This window comes from Streptomyces sp. NPDC088246, assembly GCF_044741025.1.
Taxonomy (GTDB): Bacteria; Actinomycetota; Actinomycetes; order Streptomycetales; family Streptomycetaceae; genus Streptomyces.
Genome location: NZ_JBIURV010000005.1, coordinates 96,942 through 113,330 on the forward strand (window position 1 = coordinate 96,942; position 16,389 = coordinate 113,330).

General features: G+C 68.5%; 13 protein-coding genes and 1 pseudogene. 9 read left to right on the forward strand and 5 right to left on the reverse strand.

The features are described 5' to 3' along the window. Nucleotides 1-235 precede the first annotated feature (235 nt). The 3 genes and pseudogenes from ACIPEK_RS09720 (at nucleotide 236) to ACIPEK_RS09730 (ending at nucleotide 2,145) form a co-directional block, all read left to right on the forward strand. Nucleotides 236-1,225, forward strand: a complete 990-nt coding sequence (locus tag ACIPEK_RS09720) for an acetylxylan esterase (RefSeq protein WP_401992988.1) — start codon at nucleotides 236-238, stop codon at nucleotides 1,223-1,225. 301 nt (nucleotides 1,226-1,526) lie between these two features. Continuing rightward, nucleotides 1,527-1,670 (forward strand): annotated as a pseudogene (locus tag ACIPEK_RS09725) (transcriptional regulator); the annotation flags it as partial. A 4-nt stretch (nucleotides 1,671-1,674) separates the two neighbouring features. Further along, entirely contained in the window at nucleotides 1,675-2,145 is a 471-nt protein-coding gene (locus tag ACIPEK_RS09730; protein WP_401992991.1) for an NUDIX hydrolase, read from the forward strand. 162 nt (nucleotides 2,146-2,307) lie between these two features. Here the strand turns inward: ACIPEK_RS09730 and ACIPEK_RS09735 are convergent, their stop codons facing one another. After that, a complete protein-coding gene (locus ACIPEK_RS09735) occupies nucleotides 2,308-3,366 on the reverse strand; it encodes a LacI family DNA-binding transcriptional regulator (protein ID WP_401992994.1) in 1,059 nt (352 codons plus the stop codon). Nucleotides 3,367-3,570: 204 nt separating this feature from the next. Between ACIPEK_RS09735 and ACIPEK_RS09740 the strand changes: the two genes are divergently transcribed. Together ACIPEK_RS09740 and ACIPEK_RS09745 are read left to right on the forward strand one after the other, a co-directional pair. Beyond that, nucleotides 3,571-4,017, forward strand: a complete 447-nt coding sequence (locus ACIPEK_RS09740; protein ID WP_401993453.1) for a MarR family winged helix-turn-helix transcriptional regulator — start codon at nucleotides 3,571-3,573, stop codon at nucleotides 4,015-4,017. Nucleotides 4,018-4,160: 143 nt separating this feature from the next. Beyond that, nucleotides 4,161-4,712: an isochorismatase family protein gene (locus ACIPEK_RS09745; protein WP_401992996.1), complete on the forward strand. Its 552-nt coding sequence runs from the start codon at nucleotides 4,161-4,163 to the stop codon at nucleotides 4,710-4,712. A gap of 14 nt (nucleotides 4,713-4,726) precedes the next feature. Here ACIPEK_RS09745 and ACIPEK_RS09750 read toward each other — a convergent pair whose 3' ends face one another. From ACIPEK_RS09750 to ACIPEK_RS09765, 4 genes are read right to left on the reverse strand one after another with little or no spacing between them, the layout of a single operon-like run. Next, nucleotides 4,727-5,494, reverse strand: a complete 768-nt coding sequence (locus ACIPEK_RS09750) for a succinate dehydrogenase/fumarate reductase iron-sulfur subunit (protein WP_401992999.1) — start codon at nucleotides 5,492-5,494, stop codon at nucleotides 4,727-4,729. Beyond that, nucleotides 5,491-7,410 carry a fumarate reductase/succinate dehydrogenase flavoprotein subunit gene (locus tag ACIPEK_RS09755; protein WP_401993002.1) on the reverse strand — a complete coding sequence of 640 codons (1,920 nt, stop codon included), beginning with the start codon at nucleotides 7,408-7,410 and terminating at the stop codon, nucleotides 5,491-5,493. The genes ACIPEK_RS09750 and ACIPEK_RS09755 overlap by 4 nt, the downstream gene beginning before the upstream one ends. After that, a complete protein-coding gene (locus ACIPEK_RS09760) occupies nucleotides 7,411-8,262 on the reverse strand; it encodes a hypothetical protein (RefSeq protein WP_401993005.1) in 852 nt (283 codons plus the stop codon). Nucleotides 8,263-8,271: 9 nt separating this feature from the next. Beyond that, nucleotides 8,272-8,520, reverse strand: coding sequence for a hypothetical protein (locus tag ACIPEK_RS09765; RefSeq protein ID WP_401993008.1), 249 nt, complete (start codon nucleotides 8,518-8,520; stop codon nucleotides 8,272-8,274). Nucleotides 8,521-8,805: 285 nt separating this feature from the next. Here ACIPEK_RS09765 and ACIPEK_RS09770 point away from each other — a divergent pair, with 285 nt between their 5' ends. From ACIPEK_RS09770 to ACIPEK_RS09785, 4 genes are all read left to right on the forward strand, one after another. Next, a complete protein-coding gene (locus tag ACIPEK_RS09770; RefSeq protein ID WP_401993011.1) occupies nucleotides 8,806-11,187 on the forward strand; it encodes an ABC transporter family substrate-binding protein in 2,382 nt (793 codons plus the stop codon). 403 nt (nucleotides 11,188-11,590) lie between these two features. After that, a complete protein-coding gene (gene typA / locus ACIPEK_RS09775; RefSeq protein ID WP_401993014.1) occupies nucleotides 11,591-13,462 on the forward strand; it encodes a translational GTPase TypA in 1,872 nt (623 codons plus the stop codon). 296 nt (nucleotides 13,463-13,758) lie between these two features. Beyond that, complete coding sequence (locus tag ACIPEK_RS09780; RefSeq protein ID WP_401993017.1) at nucleotides 13,759-14,193, forward strand: hypothetical protein; 435 nt, start codon at nucleotides 13,759-13,761, stop codon at nucleotides 14,191-14,193. Between the two features lie 492 nt (nucleotides 14,194-14,685). Next, nucleotides 14,686-16,329 (forward strand): ABC transporter substrate-binding protein, encoded by a 1,644-nt coding sequence (locus tag ACIPEK_RS09785; protein ID WP_401993020.1) that lies wholly within the window; start codon nucleotides 14,686-14,688, stop codon nucleotides 16,327-16,329. The last annotated feature ends 60 nt before the right edge of the window (nucleotides 16,330-16,389 follow it).

Genomic DNA, 16,389 nt, shown 5'->3' on the forward strand with positions numbered 1-16,389 from the left:
TGCGCTGCCTGTAAGCGCATACATCACTCTGCGACAGAGATTCAGGAATCCGCAAGAGGGTGCTAGGTCACACTCGTGCAACGTGCTGGACATCTGAATGTTCAACTTGGCACGGTAAGCGTGATGTTTGCGAAATTGGCAACGATGTGACCTATTTCGCGGCGTTGATCCGCGTGCTCAATGGTCGTGCTCAATGGTCTGCACCGGCACGAGTGGGGACGATATTGTCGTGATCATGGCTCCGTTCGAACATGACTTCCCCTTCGATCCGGCTTACGGGCGCACGCTCGACGACCTGCTGCTCATCCCCGCTCCCGCCGCCCCGGACGACTTCGACGCCTTCTGGCGGGCCCGGTACGAGGAGGCTCGCAAGGTCGCCACGGAGCCGGACATCGGCCCGCTGGAGGACGAGCGTGACGGTGTACGGATTCACGGCGTGACGTTCACGTCGGTGGGCGGGGCGCGGCTCGGGGGCTGGGTCGCGCTGCCCGCCGAGGGGGGCGCGGAGCACGGATTCGTCGTCGGGCACGGTTACGGAGGCCGGCAGGAGCCGGGCCCCGACGTGCCGCTGCCGTTGCCCAGGGCGGCGGCGATCCTGCCGTGCGTACGGGGCATGGGAGCGCGTGGCCTGCATCCGGGCATCCCGGACGTGGCCGACGGCCACGTGCTGCACGGCATCGAGTCGCGCGACAGCTATGTCATCGGCGACTGCGTGGCGGACCTGTGGTGCGCGGCGTCGGCGCTGCACGAGCTGGTGCCGGAACTGGCGCCCGGGGAGGGCGGGGTGCGGCTCGGATACCTCGGAGAGAGCTTCGGCGGCGGGCTCGGTGCGCTGGCTCTGCCCTGGGACGACCGGTTCGGGGCCGCGCAGCTGACGGTGCCGACCTTCGGCAACCATCCGTTGCGGCTCACGCTGCCGTGTCTGGGCAGCGGGGAGGCGGTGCGGGGCTACCACCGGGAGCACCCCGAGGTCGCCGAGGTGCTGCGGTACTTCGACGCCGCCACGGCCGCGACACGGCTGGAGCTGCCCACGCTGGTGGCTGCGGCGCTCTTCGATCCCTCGGTGCCGCCGCCGGGGCAGTTCGCCGTGCACAACGCGCTGGCCGGTGAGCACGAGCTGCGGGTGCTGAGCGCGGGGCACTTCGCGCACGAGGGGCTGGCGGCCGAGGTGGCGGCGCTGCGGGCGGCCCGGCGGGACTTCTTCGGGGCGTGGCTGGGGCGGTGAGGCGGGGTGGTGGCCGGGGTTGCGGCCCTTGCTGCCCGTGGCATCGCACGTCAGAGCCCGGCCCACACGCGATCGGCGGTGTGAGCGGGGCGAGGGCCTGCGCGCCGGGCTGTGCTGATCGCCGCCGCTCAGCGGGACGCGGCCTACTCGTCGCGAGTCACCCGGGCGTGATCCGTCACCACCCTCCGGAACAGGTCGTGCCCGGTGCGCCCGCTGTGGCCGAGCGCCCAGTCCTGGGCGCCGGCCTGCTCGTCCCGGGCGCCGGATCCGGCTCCGCAGCCATCAGCGACACAGAATGCCTTTGGTCAAAGCGCACGTCTGGGGCGTGAACGCGTACGGTGCGCCCGTGTGGCACCTTCGCCGCCATGGCGACGGGGGCTTGTTCGACACCTGCGCGGACAGTTTCAACGCCGTGTGGCAGACAGCGCGTCCCGTGGAGGAGTGATCCGATGGCCCGGACCGAGTACTACGACGATCCCCACGCGCCCAAGCCGAACAGCATGGTTGTGGCAGCCTCGGCGGTCGTCACCGACAGCGAGGGCCGCATCCTCCTGCAACGCCGCCGGGACAACGACCTGTGGGCCCTGCCCGGCGGAGGTATGGACCTGAGCGATTCGCTGCCCGGCACGGCCGTCCGCGAGGTCAAGGAGGAGACCGGATTCGACGTGGAGATCACAGGGCTGGTCGGCACATACACCGACCCCCGGCACATCATCGAGTACAGCGACGGGGAGGTGAGGCGACAGTTCAACGTCTGCTTCACCGCGCGCATCACCGGGGGTGCGCCGGCCATCTCGGACGAGAGCACGGAACTGCGCTTCGTGAAACCGGCAGAACTCGACTCACTGCCCATGCACCACACGCAGCGCCTTCGGCTGCGCCACTTCCTGGAGCGCCGCCCTGCCCCCTACCTGGGGTAGCGGCGCTCCGGCCGAACCTTCCCCGGAACTCACGTGGCCTTCCAGGCTCCGATTCCGGCGCAAACACCGGTGGGTTCGCCCTTGGGCCGGCTCGAACGGCGAGGGTTTCGTCTCAGGGGCCGGACGGGCTTGACTTGCCCGCGCTTGCGTGTGGCGTCCCCGTCAGCCGCAGCCGCAGCTCGCGCGGTGGATCACCGACACCGGAAGCATGAGCGACACCGGATCGCGCCCGCTGTTGCCCAGGCGCTGCACCAGCAACTCGACGGCCTGCTCGCCGAGTTGGCGGATCGGCTGGCGTACGGTCGTCAGCGGCGGCCGTACGAGCCGGCTCAGCGGAATCCCGTCGAACCCGGTCACGGCGATGTCCTCCGGGACCCGGATCCCGCGCCGCTCCAGTGCGCGCAGCGCGCCCACGGCCATCTGGTCATTGGCGAACAGCATCGCCTGCGGCTGTTCCCCGTCCCGGTCGAGCAGGGCCTCCGTGACCCGGAGGCCCTCGGCCTGGGTCATCATCGTGGCCCGCACGGCCGGTGCGTCCGGCACCGGAAGCCCCGCGTCGCGGCACGCCTCCTGGAAGCCCACGAACCGGGCCTCGGCGTCCGGGGACTTCGCCTCCCCGCCGATGAAGGCGAGGCGGCGCAGCCCGTGGTCCTCGATCAGGTGCCGAGTGAGCGCGCGCTGCCCGTCGGCGTTGGCGACGACGATGTGGTCGAGATGATCGATGCCGCGCGGGCCCGCCAGCATGACCACCGGCAGCCGCCGCGAGATCACTTCGAGGTCGGCGGTCGGGACGGTGCCGGCCAGGACCGCGAAGCCGTCCACCCGGCCTGCCACGTTTGCGACGAGACTCTCCGGACCGCCCTTGAGCGAGGCGGCGATCAGCAGGGCGTAGCCGTGCTGTCGGGCCGCGCGCTCCATGCCCCGGATGATCTGGTCGGAGTAGAGCATGAAGGCGTGGTCGTCGTCCTCGTCGGTCGCCGCCGCCTCGTTCTCGGTGTCCGGGTCCGAGTAGTCGGGGAAGCAGAGGCCGAGCACGCCGGTGGTGCGGCTGGCGAGTCCGCGCGCGCTGCCGCTCGGTACATAGCCCAGTTCGCGGGCCGCCTCCAGAACCCGCTCGCGGGTCTGGGCGCGTACCGAATCGGGGGTGCGGTAGACCCGCGAGACCGTGGCAATGGAGACGCCCGACCGCTCGGCGACGTCGTACACCGTTGGGGCGCTCACTCGACCGACCGTCCGCTTCTTCTTCCGTACCCAAGCACCTGCTGTTGCACGTACCACCCTCTTCTGAAAGCGCATTCACCCTAGATCGCGGGCCGTGTGACGAGCAAGACCGTTCCCGGTTCCTGGCCGAAAAATAGACAGGCAACCTTGCAAGATTGCCTGTGCATCTTCTATGCTGGAGGCATGCCGGAACCGACCGAAACCATGCCCGCCGACCCTCACGCCGAGCTGAGCGCCGAGCAGTTGACGACGCAGCTCACCGCCGTGGTCAGCCGGCTGATCCGGCGGCTGCGCACCACCTCGTCGGACAGCCTGCTCACGCCGACGCAGCGCTCGGTGCTCGCCAGGCTGGAGAGTGAGGGCCCTGCCACCACGGCCGCGCTGGCCCGTGCCGAGTACGTGCGTCCGCAGTCCATGCGGCTGACTCTCGGTGCACTGGGGAGCCAGGGGCTCGTCGAGCGGGCACCCGATCCGACCGACGGCCGGAAATCGGTGATGTCGATCACGCAGACCGGACTCACGACGCTCGCCGCGGTCCGGGCCGCCAAGCACAACTGGCTCGCCGAGGCCATCGCCGCCGAGCTCGACGGGGCCGAACGCCGCACGGTCGCAGAGGCCGCCGATCTGCTCGACCGACTGGTCGGGAAGTGACCGGCCTGCCGCCCGGCCGGGCGGCACCCCCGGAAGCGATACGGGAGGCGGCGCCGCCTCCCGTACCCGCACCGGCGACGACATCCGCACCCTCCCCGACGCCCGCAGGGGCATCGTTCCCCCCCATTTACAGGAGCACCACCATGACCGCCACCACCCTGGACCCGAAGGCCGCCCTGGTCGTCGTCGACCTGCAGAAGGGCATCGTCGGACTGCGCACCGTCCACCCCACCGCCGACATCGTCGCGAATTCCGCGACCCTCGCCGACGCCTTCCGCGCCAAGGGCCTCCCGGTCGTCCTGGTCCGCGTCACCGGCGGCGCCCCCGGCCGCACCGAGACGCCCGGGCCCTCCGGCACGCCCGCCGCCGACTGGGCCGAGATCATCCCCGAGCTCGGCCCGTGCGAGGGTGACATCGTCGTCACCAAGCAGCAGTGGGGCGCCTTCTACGGCACCGACCTCGACCTCCAGCTGCGCCGCCGCGGCGTCACCCAGGTCGTCGTCACGGGCGCGGCGACCAGCATCGGCGTCGAGTCCACCGCCCGCTCCGCCCACGAGCACGGCTACCACGTGACCGTAGTCACGGACGCGGTCACCGACCTGGACGCCGACGCCCACCGCAACAGCGTCGAGAGGATCTTCCCGCGCCTCGGTGAGACGGACACCACCGAGGCGATCGCCAAGCTGCTCGGCTGAGCGGGATCAGGGAGTCACTCCCGTCGCCGGATCTTGTTCCCCAGCCACACCAGCGGGTCGTACTTGTGGTCCACGGCCCGTTCCTTCAGGGGGATCAGCGCATTGTCAGTGATCTTGATGTGTTCGGGGCACACCTCCGTACAGCACTTCGTGATGTTGCAGTAGCCCAGCCCGTGCTCCTCCTGGGCCGTCGCCTTCCGGTCGAGTCCCGACTCGGCGGCAGCGTCCAGGGGATGCATGTCCAGCTCGGCGATCCGCATCAGGAAGCGCGGTCCGGCGAACGCCGTCTTGTTCTCCTCGTGGTCGCGCACCACATGGCAGGTGTCCTGGCACAGGAAGCACTCGATGCACTTGCGGAACTCCTGCGAGCGGTCCACGTCGACCTGCTGCATCCGGTAGTCGCCCGCCTTCACCCCCTGCGGGGGTACGAAGGCCGGCACTTCCCGTGCCTTGGCGTAGTTGAACGCCACATCCGTCACCAGATCGCGGACGACCGGGAAGGCCCGCAGCGGGGTGACAGTGATTGTCTCCTCGCGGCCGAACGCCGACATACGTGTCATGCACATCAGCCGCGGCCTGCCGTTGATCTCCGCGCTGCACGAACCGCACTTGCCCGCCTTGCAGTTCCAACGCACCGCCAGATCGCCCGCCTGGGTGGACTGGATCCGGTGGATGATGTCGAGGACGACCTCGCCGTCGTTCACCTGGACCTCGAAGTCCTCCAGGTCACCGCCGGCCGGGTCCCCGCGCCACACCCTGAACTGCGCGTTGTAGCCGCTCACTTGTACAGCTCCTCTTCGGCCAGGTACTTGACCAGCTCCTCCTTCTCGAAGAGGGAGAGCAGATCCGGACGGATGGGTTCGGTCGTCTTCCGTACGAGTTCGATCCGGCCGCCCGACGCACCTCGGGCAGCTTCGTCGGCCAGCCGGCACAGCAGATTGGCCGGGCGCCAGGAGCGTTCCATCGTCGGACAGTCCTCGCGGGTGTGACCGCCGCGGCTCTCCGTACGCTCCAGCGCGGCCCGGGCGATGCACTCGCTGACCAGCAGCATGTTCCGCAGGTCCAGGGCGAGGTGCCAGCCGGGGTTGAACTGCCGGTGCCCCTCGATACCGGCGCGCTGTGCCCGTAGCCGCAGCGTGGCCAGTTTCTCCAGGGCCTGTTCCATCTCGGGCGCCCGCCGGATGATACCGACCAGGTCGTTCATGGTCTGCTGGAGTTCCTGGTGGAGGGTGTACGGATTCTCCGCGGGCTCCCCGGCCGTATCCGGCTCCCCGGCGCTGAACGGACGCAGGGCTTCCGCGGCTGCCGCGTCGATCTGCTCGTTGTCCACCACCGGCGGGGTGCCGATGGTGTCCGCGTACTCGGCGGCGTGCAGCCCGGCCCGCCGCCCGAAGACCAGCAGGTCGGAGAGGGAGTTCCCGCCGAGCCGGTTGGAGCCGTGCATGCCGCCCGCGACCTCGCCCGCCGCGTACAGACCGGGCACGGCCACCGCGGCCGCGGTGTCGGAGTCGACGGCGATCCCGCCCATCACGTAGTGACAGGTCGGGCCGACCTCCATCGCCTCCGCCGTGATGTCGACATCCGCCAGCTCCTTGAACTGGTGGTACATCGAAGGCAGCCGCCGCCGGATCGTGTCCGCGGGCATCCGGGTCGACACATCCAGGAACACCCCGCCGTGCGGCGAGCCGCGGCCCGCCTTCACCTCGGAGTTGATGGCGCGGGCGACCTCGTCGCGCGGCAGCAGTTCGGGCGGGCGGCGGTTGTGGTCCGGGTCCTCGTACCAGCGGTCGCCCTCCTCCTCCGACTGTGCGTACTTCTCCTTGAACACATCGGGGACGTAGTCGAACATGAACCGCTTGCCCTCGGAGTTGCGCAGTACCCCGCCGTCGCCGCGCACCGATTCGGTGACGAGGATTCCCTTCACCGACGGGGGCCAGACCATGCCGGTCGGGTGGAACTGCACGAACTCCATGTTCAGCAGGGGCGCGCCCGCCAGCAGCGCGAGGGCGTGGCCGTCGCCGGTGTACTCCCAGGAGTTCGACGTCACCTTGAAGGACTTGCCGATGCCGCCGGTGGCGAGGACGACCGCGGGCGCTTCCAGCACGAAGAAGCGGCCGGACTCGCGCTCGTAGCAGAAGGTGCCGGAGACCCGTTGCCCATCCTTGAGGACGCGGGTGACGGTGCACTCCTGGAAGACCTTCAACCGGGCTTCGTAGTCACCGTGTTCGCGGTGGTCCTCCTGTTGCAGCGAGACGATCTTCTGCTGGAGGGTCCGGATCAGTTCGAGGCCGGTACGGTCCCCGACGTGCGCGAGCCGCGGGTACTCATGGCCGCCGAAGTTGCGCTGGGAGATCTTTCCGTCCGGCGTACGGTCGAAGAGCGCGCCCCAGGTCTCCAGCTCCCAGACCCGGTCCGGCGCCTCCTTGGCGTGCAGCTCCGCCATCCGCCACTGGTTGAGGAACTTCCCGCCGCGCATGGTGTCGCGGAAGTGCACCTGCCAGTTGTCCCCGGAGTTCACATTGCCCATGGACGCGGCTATTCCGCCCTCCGCCATGACCGTGTGCGCCTTGCCGAAGAGCGATTTGCAGATGACCGCGGTACGGGCCCCGCGCTCCCGCGCCTCGATGGCGGCGCGCAGCCCGGCGCCTCCGGCACCGACCACGACGACGTCCCACTGTTGCCGTTCGAGCTCTGTCATTCAGAAGAACCTCGGATCGTCGAAGGCGCCGGAGGCGACGAGATAGACGTAGAAGTCGGCGAGCGCCACGCTGATCAGCGAGGCCCAGGCGAGCAGCATGTGCCGGGCGTTGAGCCGGCCCACCCAGCCCCAGAGCCGGTAGCGCACGGGGTGCTTGGAGAAATGCCGCAGCCGGCCGCCGATGATGTGGCGGCAGGAGTGGCAGGACAGCGTGTACGCCCAGATCAGCGTGATGTTGGCCAGGAAGATCAGCGAGCCGAGGCCCATGTGGCCCCAGGCGTAGTGCTCGTCGCGGAAGGAGAGCACGGTGTCGTACGTGAGGATCCCGGCGACCGGCACCGCGGCGTAGAAGAAGTACCGGTGGATGTTCTGCATGATCAGCGGGAAGCGGGTCTCGCCGGTGTATTTCGTGTGCGGCTCGGCGACCGCGCAGGCCGGGGGCGATGCCCAGAAGCCCCGGTAGTAGGCCTTGCGGTAGTAGTAGCAGGTCAGCCGGAAGCCGAGCGGGAAGATCAGGATCAGCAGCGCGGGGGAGAGGCCCCACCAGCTGCCGAAGAGTTCCCAGTTCGGGCCGTGCCGCATGGGGGCGCAGTTCTCCGCCAGACAGGGCGAGTAGAACGGCGACACATAGGGAGCGGCGTAGTAGTCGGCGTTCGAGAAGGCCCGCCATGTCGAGTAGACGATGAAGGCGAGCAGCCCGCCGGCCGTCAGAGCCGGGGCCAGCCACCAGCGGTCGGTCCGCAGATGGCGGGCGGCGATGGCGGCCCGGGAGGCGTGGTGGACGCCTGCCGCCCGTGGCGCCGCCGTAATCGGTCGAGATGGTTCCGTACCTGGTTCCGTACCGGTGGCCAAGGAACTCTCCTAGGGGGCGTGCCGGCCCCGGACGCCCAGACCTTCGTCGTCCGAGTCCGTCCACAGGGTGGCGTCGTACGGCGCTTCGCTGATCGTGATGACGCCGTCGACGGGTTCGGTGCGACCGGCGGCTTCGAGCGGCACCGGCCCGGCTTCCGCCTCGCGCAGCCGCGCAAGGCTCCGCTCCAGCCGGCCGACGGTGCGGACCAGGTCGTCGAGGCAGTGCTGAACCGCCGTCAATTCTGTGTGCAGTGACATGACTTGTTCTCACTTCCGCGGTCGCGGGTGGTCATGTTCGTGCGCCTGAGAGTGTCGCGCGTCACACCCCGGTTGTGAAGAGTGCGGGCCTTCCCGGTCTCGCGGGGTGTTCCGCCGCGCGGGTGAGGTTCGGGGGCGCTGACGCCGTGTCTGCGCCGCCTCTCGCGCGGGGGCGCCTTCAGTGGACGGACGGAACCAGTGTGATCAACTGCATATGCCACCAGAAACGCACAATCCTGCCTATCCGCGTGCGGGTGGGCAGGGCCGGCCACGGAGGTATCAGTCATGTCCCACGTCGGCGTCCCGCGGGGGACGGCCCGAAAGCGCCGCTCGCTCGCGCTCCTCACGACGGGCGTGCTGACGCTCCCCGTGCTGGCCGGCTGCAGCTCCGACGACGGCGGCGGCTCCACCGGGGCCGTCGCTCCCCAGGACCTCGCGGTCGCGGCCCGGAACCTGGTTGCCGCAGGGGGCACGGTCAACTGGGCGATCGATGCCGTGCCCACCACCCTCAACGCCTTCCAGGCCGACGCGAACAGCTCCACGACCCGCGTCACGGGCGCCCTGCTGCCGACGCTCTTCCCGCTGGACGCCAAGGGCAGGCCGCAGCTCGACCCGGACTATCTGGAGTCCGCGAAGGTGGTCGAGCGCGAGCCCAGGCAGGTGGTGCTCTACCGGATCAACCCGCAGGCGGTGTGGAGCGACGGCCGGGACATCGGGGCGTCCGACTTCGTGGCCCAGTGGCGGGCGCTGAACGGCAAGGACTCGGCGTTCTGGACCGCCCGCAACGCCGGCTACGAGCGGATCGAGAAGATCGAGCGCGGCGCCGACGACCAGGAGATCCGGGTCACGTTCGCCAAGCCGTACGCGGACTGGCGCTCGCTCTTCTCCCCGCTGTACCCGAAGGAGGTGACCGGCTCCCCCGACGCCTTCAACGACGGTGCGCGGACCACCCTCAAGGCCACCGCGGGACCGTTCCGGCTGGGCAGCGTGGACACGGCGAAGGGCGAGGTCACCCTGGTCCGCAATCCGCGCTGGTGGGGCGGCCGGGCCAAGCTCGACTCGCTGGTCTTCCGGGCCGTCAAGCCGCAGGACCGCACCGAGGCCCTGATCGAGGGGAAGGTCGACGTCGCCGACATCGACGCCGCGGCGGCGCACCGGATCGTGCAGGCGGCCGGCGACAAGGGCGGCAACGGACAGCCGCTCGCCCAGGGCCCCGGTTCCGGTTCCGGTTCCGGGACCGGCCCGGCCGCCGCACTGCGCTCCTGGGCCGAGGCACACGGCTCGGACGAAAATGCGGCGGCGGCCGCCCAGGCAGCCAGGGAGAGGAACCGGGCAGCCGCCGAGGCGTACGCCGCCGAGCAGGGCAAGCTGCGCGCGTATGCGGTCCGCAAGTCGCTGGAGCCCGCCTACACCCAGCTCGCACTGAACGGCGAGTCCGGGCCGCTCGCCGACGACCGGGTACGCAGGGCGGTCGCCCGGGCCCTGAACCGCCAGGAGCTGGTCGACACCGTACTCAAACCGCTCGGCCTGCCCGCCACGCCGCTCGGCAGCCACCTGGCCCTGGCCGGACAGCCGGCGTACAAGGACAACAGCGGCGCACTCGGCGGCCAGGACACCAAGGAGGCGCAGGCGCTGCTGGCCGACGCGGGCTGGACGCGGGAGGGCGCGGTCAAGAAGCCGGACGGCGCCAAGGCAGGCAGCGAGGTCGAGAAGAAGGGTGCGAAGAAGAAGGACACCACCGCCGGGAAGGACGACAAGGCGGCCTCGTCCGAGAAGCCCGGCAAGACCGGCAGCGACGACGGCAAGGCCGACAACGCCGCTCCCGAGCGCGAGCACGCCGCCGACGATGCACAGGCCGTCGTCGGCGACGACAACAAGTCCGGCGCCGGCGACGGAGCCGGCAACGCCCCCCAGGTCCTCGCCCCCGCCACCGCCGCGGCGTTCCACAGCGCCGCTCTGCTGCGCCAGGCCGGATACCTGGCCGGGACCAGCACCACCGAGGACGCCGCCCAGGACCAGCGGCCGGGCGGCGCCGCCGGTGCGTACGCCCCCGCGGGCACCGCGGCCCCCGCCCAGGCCCCCGACGCGCGCCGCGGCCCGCTCGGCAAGAACGGCAAGGCGCTGAGCCTGCGCTTCGTCCTGCCGGCCGGACCCGGGTCGGAGCCGCTGCGTGCCGTCGGGGACAAGATCGCGGCGATGCTCGATTCGATCGGCATCGCTACGGCCATCACCAAGGTCTCCGACGACAGCTACTTCCAGGACCACATCGCTTCCGGCGACTACGACCTGGCGCTGTACTCCTGGCCCGCCACCGCCTACCCGGCCACCGACGACCGCCCGATCTTCGCCAAGCCGGTGCCGGCCACCGACGGCTCCCTGCTGGTCGAGCAGAACTACACCCGCGTCGGTACGGACCACATCGACCAGCTCTTCGAGCAGGCGGTCTCGGAGCTCGACGAGGGGACCGCCCGAGATCTGATGAAGCAGGCGGACGCCCGGATCTGGGCCGCCGCAGGATCGATTCCGCTTTATCAGCGTCCACAGCTCGTGGCGACCGACAGAAAGCTGGCGAACGTCGGCGCCTTCGGCTTCGGCGCACCCCACTACCAGGACATCGGTTTCAAGAAACCGCAGCCTGCCGGAGCTCCGGCAAACAAGAAGAAGTAGCAGGTCAGAACGGCCCCGGAAGCTCAGAACTGGCTCAAGTCCCTTGCCCGCCGGGATCCCGGCGGGCAAGCTCGTGTCCCGACCGGACCCGAGCTGCTCGCCCCCACACGCCCCCCACGGGACCTTGCGGAGCCCCCACGGATCCCCCTCACGGATCCCTCCGCATCCCCCTCCTCCCGCCACGCACACCCACCCGGCACAGCTCCGGTACTGAGGTAATACCGACCGAATATCGGTTGAAGAGTGGCTTAAGACCGGTCTCGCGGATCGGGCCGGGAAGCCCGGGACGCGCCAGCCCCGTACCATGGGGGGTAGCCGTGGCGCGTCCGCCCGGCGGGCGTACGAGGACCCGAGAGCGACTGAGACGCCTGATCCCACGATCCGAGAGAAGCGCAAGCCACCCATGCCCACGCGCCACGACATCCGTAACGTAGCCATCGTCGCCCACGTCGACCACGGCAAGACCACGCTGGTCGACGCCATGCTCAGGCAGGCCGGCGCCTTCGCCGCGCACGCCGCCGAGCACCTCGACGAACGCATGATGGACTCGAACGACCTGGAGCGTGAGAAGGGCATCACGATCCTCGCCAAGAACACGGCGGTGAAGTATCACCCCAAGGACGGCGGGGACCCGATCACGATCAACATCATCGACACCCCCGGCCACGCCGACTTCGGCGGCGAGGTCGAGCGCGGTCTGTCGATGGTGGACGCGGTCGTGCTGCTCGTCGATGCCTCCGAGGGCCCGCTCCCGCAGACCCGCTTCGTGCTGCGCAAGGCGCTCTCCGCGAAGATGCCGGTCATCCTCTGCATCAACAAGACGGACCGTCCCGACTCCCGGATCGCCGAGGTCGTCGACGAGACGTACGACCTGTTCCTGGACCTGGACGCGGACGAGGACCAGATCGAGTTCCCGATCGTCTACGCCTGTGCCCGTGACGGCGTCGCCTCGCTGACCAAGCCGCAGGACGGCACCGTCCCGCAGGACAGCGAGAACCTGGAGCCGTTCTTCTCCACGATCCTGTCGCACGTCCCGGCCCCGGAGTACGACGACGAGGCCCCGCTGCAGGCCCACGTCACCAACCTGGACGCCGACAACTTCCTCGGCCGTATCGCGCTCTGCCGCGTCGAGCAGGGTGAGCTGCGCAAGGGCCAGACCGTCACCTGGATCAAGCGCGACGGCACGATGTCCAGCGTCCGCATCACCGAGCTGATGATGACCGAGGCGCTCACCCGCAAGCCGGCCGAGAAGGCGGGCCCGGGCGACATCTGCGCCATCGCCGGTATCCCGGACATCATGATCGGCGAGACCCTGGCCGACCCCGAGAACCCGATCGCGCTGCCGCTGATCACGGTCGACGAGCCGGCCATCTCGATGACCATCGGTACCAACACCTCGCCGCTCGTCGGCAAGGGCGGCAAGGGCCACAAGGTCACCGCCCGCCAGGTGAAGGACCGCCTCGACCGCGAGCTGATCGGTAACGTCTCGCTCCGCGTCCTGGACACCGAGCGCCCCGACGCCTGGGAGGTCCAGGGCCGTGGTGAGCTCGCGCTGGCCATCCTCGTCGAGCAGATGCGCCGTGAGGGCTTCGAGCTCACGGTCGGCAAGCCGGAGGTCGTCACCAAGCAGGTCGACGGCAAGACGCACGAGCCGATCGAGCGCATGACGATCGACTCCCCCGAGGAGCACCTCGGTGCGATCACCCAGCTGATGGCGACCCGCAAGGGCCGCATGGAGACGATGACGAACCACGGTTCGGGCTGGGTCCGCATGGAGTGGATCGTCCCGTCCCGCGGCCTCATCGGCTTCCGTACGGAGTTCCTGACGCAGACCCGCGGTACGGGCATCGCGCACTCCATCTTCGAGGGCCACGAGCCGTGGTTCGGCGAGCTGCGCACCCGTCACAACGGCTCGCTGGTCGCGGACCGCGCGGGCTCCGTGACGCCGTTCGCGATGGTCAACCTCCAGGAGCGCGGTGTCATCTTCACCGAGGCCGGTACCGAGGTCTACGAGGGCATGATCGTCGGCGAGAACTCCCGCGCCGACGACATGGACGTGAACATCACCAAGGAGAAGAAGCTCACCAACATGCGTGCGGCTTCCGCGGACACCACGGAGAACGTGGTCCCGGCCCGCAAGCTCTCCCTGGAGCAGTCCCTTGAGTTCTGCCGCGAGGACGAGTGCATCGAGGTGACCCCGGAGACCGTGCGTATCCGCAAGGTCGTCCTGGACCAGAAGGAGCGCGGCCGCGCCGCTTCGCGCGCCAAGCGCTGACCAGCGCATCTCCTGCAGCAGGACGGCCCGTTGCCTCAACTCGGTTGAGGCAACGGGCCGTTGCCTTATTGAGCCACGGAGCTCCACTGCACCAAACCGAAGCTCAGGATTTGCTCAACTCCCATGCGTTTGCGTACGCGCAGCGATAACTTCTCCGTGTTGCCGCTCCTCGGGGGGTGGCTGATACGGGGAGGGATTGCATGTCGACTCTTGTGCGACGAAAGACGGCTCTGACCAGCGCCGCAGCAGCCTCAGCACTACTTGTACTCTTCGGGGCCGGGACCGCGAGTGCGGGTATGACTCCTGGGACCACCACGTACGCCAAAGTGAAGTCCGGGAAGCAGACACTCCGCTCGGGCATAGCTGGAGTGGACCCGGACGGCTGCAAGCCGGGTGCCGGCTGGAATGCCATCGTCACCTGGCATCTGGGCAAGGTGACGAAGGACTCCATCCGCGTCAACAGCATCAACATCCGGCATTCCAACGGCCGGACGCTGAACGTGGGAAGCCTGTCGGTGGTCGATGACACCAGGACGGTGTGGAACAAGGGCTATGGCTGGTATCTCCCGAAGGGAGCAGTCAACAAGGCGTACACCATCAACAAGACGCTGAAGGTCAAGAAGCACAAGGCGTACCTCATCATCAGGGGGAAGATCGCGGACGCGCCGAATGAGCGCGTCGAGTGCCACCAGATCTCGCACGTGTACTTCTACCTCAAGCAGAAGAAGTAGCCCTGTGCCGGCAAGGCGTGTCAGCGAGCGCTGCGGCTGACACGCGCTCAGATTCCTGAGGCCCGGACTCGCCCGGCAGCGGGCGAGGCCGGGCTGCCGCATGTCGCGGCGGAGGAGTGGGACGCCTCGGCGTCATCGGAAGCCCTCGCCGTCAAATCCATTTTGGGTGGCATGTGTCCGGAAAGCGGTCATCACTCTCCGGGGGTTGCGTTAACAGTCCGTTTCGGGCGTGTCTGTCTGGGCTCGCTTTGTCCGGATTTCGGTCAACCGTGCCCTGTCGATGTTGTCAAACCGAGACCCTTTAAGTGTGGTTTACGGCCCGGCTGTACTTAATAGTTGGCTCCATTGAGCTCGGGTCAATGGGTCACGCACTGTGGGGAGTGCCGACTCACGAGCACACTCAGGGCACTGAAACGATCACCGTCAGGGGTGTCGGTGTATCACTCCAGTGCCCTTCTTGTAGTCAAAAGTGGACTCATGAGGAGGAAACCCATGCGTGGTGCCAAGAGCGCCAAGTGGGTCGCGGGAGCGGCCGTCATCGCCCTGGCCGCGACCGCCTGTGGTGGTAGCGACAAGGGCAGCGACAACGGCATGAACTCGGGCAAGGCGGACCCGAACGGGATCCTGACCGCCCAGCTCAGCGAGCCGCAGAACCCGCTGCAGCCGGCGAACGCCAAGGAGAGCCAGGGCAGCCGTGTCCTGGGCGCCATCTTCGCCGGCCTCGTCAGCTACGAGCCCGGCACCGGCAAGCTCACGTACGTCAACGCCGAGTCCGTGACGCCCAACGCGGACTCGTCCGTGTGGACCGTCAAGCTCAAGCCGGGCTGGAAGTTCCACGACGGCACCACGGTCACCGCCAAGTCCTACGTGGACTCCTGGAACTGGTCCGCCAACGTCAAGAACAACCAGACCAACTCCAGCTGGTTCCAGGACATCAAGGGCTACGCCGATGTCCACCCGGACAAGGGTGACCCGAAGAAGACCGAGATGGAAGGTCTGAAGGTCGTTGACGACAACACCTTCACGATTTCCCTGAGTGGTTCGGTCTCGTACTTCGCGTACAAGCTGGGCTACGACGTCTGGGCGCCGCTGCCCGAGTCCTTCTTCAAGGACCCGAAGGCCGCCGGTCAGAAGCCGATCGGCAACGGTCCCTACAAGTTCGTCTCGTGGGACCACAACAAGATGATCAAGGTTCGGAAGTTCGACGGTTACCAGGGCCCGAACAAGGCCAAGAACGGTGGCATCGACTTCAAGAACTACACCACCGCCGAGGCCGCCTACTCGGCCCTGCGCTCGGACCAGCTCGACTGGATCGAGCAGGTCCCCGTGACCGCGCTGAAGAACTACAAGCAGGACCTCGGTGACCGAGCGATCGACCAGGAGTACTCCGCGGTCCAGTCGATCGTCCCGGCGTTCTACACGAAGCAGTTCAAGAACATCGACCCCAAGGTCATCCAGGGCCTGTCGATGGCGATCGACCGTGACACGATCACCAAGACCGTCCTCAACGGCACCCGTACCCCGGCCGACTCGTACGTCGCCCGTGGTGTGCTCGGCTACAAGCCCGGTGCCCTCGGCGACATCGTGAAGTACGACCCGGTCAAGGCCAAGGCCCTCATCAAGGAGGGTCACGGCGTCCCGGGCAACAAGATCTCGATCCAGTTCAACGCGGACCAGCCGCACAAGGCGTGGGTCGACGCGGTCTGCAACAGCATCCGCCAGGCCACCGGCGTCGAGTGCGTCGGCGACTCCAAGCCGGACTTCGCGACCGACCTGAACGCCCGTGACGGCAAGAAGGTCAAGTCCATGTACCGCGGTGGCTGGGTGCTCGACTACCCGGTCAACTCGAACTTCATGCGCGACCTGTACGGCACGACGGCCGCCGGTAACACCAGTGGCTACTCCAACAAGGCGTTCGACGAGCTGGCCTCCAAGGCCGACAAGGCGAAGACGCTCGACGAGACCGTGAAGATGTACCAGGAGGCTGAGCAGCTCCTGGCGAAGGACATGCCGGCGATCCCGCTCTGGTTCTACAAGGTCAACTCGGGCCAGTCCAAGAACGTATTCGGCAAGATCGTTTACGGCCAGGACGGCGACCCCATCTTCACCGACGTTCAGGTGAAGTCGAAGAAGTAAGTTTCGGGACCTGCGGGCCGGTGCCGCCCTCCGGAACGGATGGCGGCACCGGCTCGCAGG

Coding starts and splice junctions, on each gene's coding strand:
- ACIPEK_RS09720 (WP_401992988.1), top strand. CDS start 236: ATGGCTCCGTTCGAACATGACTTCCCCTTCGATCCGGCTTACGGGCGC.
- ACIPEK_RS09730 (WP_401992991.1), top strand. CDS start 1,675: ATGGCCCGGACCGAGTACTACGACGATCCCCACGCGCCCAAGCCGAAC.
- ACIPEK_RS09740 (WP_401993453.1), top strand. CDS start 3,571: ATGCCCGCCGACCCTCACGCCGAGCTGAGCGCCGAGCAGTTGACGACG.
- ACIPEK_RS09745 (WP_401992996.1), top strand. CDS start 4,161: ATGACCGCCACCACCCTGGACCCGAAGGCCGCCCTGGTCGTCGTCGAC.
- ACIPEK_RS09755 (WP_401993002.1), bottom strand. CDS start 7,410: ATGACAGAGCTCGAACGGCAACAGTGGGACGTCGTCGTGGTCGGTGCC.
- ACIPEK_RS09765 (WP_401993008.1), bottom strand. CDS start 8,520: ATGTCACTGCACACAGAATTGACGGCGGTTCAGCACTGCCTCGACGAC.
- ACIPEK_RS09770 (WP_401993011.1), top strand. CDS start 8,806: ATGTCCCACGTCGGCGTCCCGCGGGGGACGGCCCGAAAGCGCCGCTCG.
- typA (WP_401993014.1), top strand. CDS start 11,591: ATGCCCACGCGCCACGACATCCGTAACGTAGCCATCGTCGCCCACGTC.
- ACIPEK_RS09780 (WP_401993017.1), top strand. CDS start 13,759: ATGACTCCTGGGACCACCACGTACGCCAAAGTGAAGTCCGGGAAGCAG.
- ACIPEK_RS09785 (WP_401993020.1), top strand. CDS start 14,686: ATGCGTGGTGCCAAGAGCGCCAAGTGGGTCGCGGGAGCGGCCGTCATC.